This window comes from Massilia sp. DJPM01 (assembly GCF_030348125.1).
Lineage (GTDB): Bacteria > Pseudomonadota > Gammaproteobacteria > Burkholderiales > Burkholderiaceae_D > Telluria_A > Telluria_A frigida.
The window spans coordinates 1-709 of the sequence record NZ_JAQOZV010000208.1 but is presented as its reverse complement, the minus strand read 5'-3'; the positions used below and the strand labels follow the sequence as shown (position 1 = coordinate 709).

Genomic DNA, 709 nt, shown 5'->3' with positions numbered 1-709 from the left:
CGCTCCCCCACATTTTTGCGAGCAGTTATGGACAAATGCTTTTTGCTTTCCAGCAAAGTACGTGTGAAAGTCGGCAACGGTAAAATTATACGTGATGTCAGAACGGCCTACTGTGCTCAGCGACATCACCGTCAGTTTGCCATGGTCCAAGCTTTCGAGCTCCATGCCAACTTCAAGATTGGCAGCATCCACCCATCCCTTATTCCTAACCCAATATGGGTGATTATCAGTAACCTCCATACTTTCACTGACACCACGGCTGTCAAGCGTAACCAGTCTATAAAGCGGTTTGGATTTGGTGATCATCAACTGCGTAACAGGCTTGAGCTCAGTCGCCCCAGTCTCCGGATTACGGGCGTACACCAGTTGACCTACCTGAATCTTTTCGATTGCCACCGTTCCCGCCTCGGCAACCACAGGTGTTCCAGCGGGAAAGCAGCAACATGCCTCGACGACCGTATTACCAGCTGTGTTTCCAGTCGGCAGTTTCGTCTCCGTTGCTATCGCGTTGACGGCCGCTGTCTCTGCCGACATGGCGGGGCTACCAGCTTTAACGCCGCCATTTATAATTTTCACCTCTCCCGGAACCACCGCCAAGGTTTTCACGCCGGGGGCAAATTCAGGCACAGCGGCTGCTATTCCCTTTCCGCCCAGCATTGCCAGATTCGGAAGCGACACGCCGGAGAGCGGTGCACCCGACGCAATAGTG

General features: G+C 53.5%; 1 protein-coding gene. It reads right to left on the bottom strand.

Going from position 1 to position 709, the window contains the following annotated elements; all coding sequences use genetic code 11:
- The coding region (locus tag PO883_RS34700) for a polymorphic toxin-type HINT domain-containing protein (protein WP_289313834.1) at positions 1-709 on the bottom strand (709 nt) is incomplete at both ends.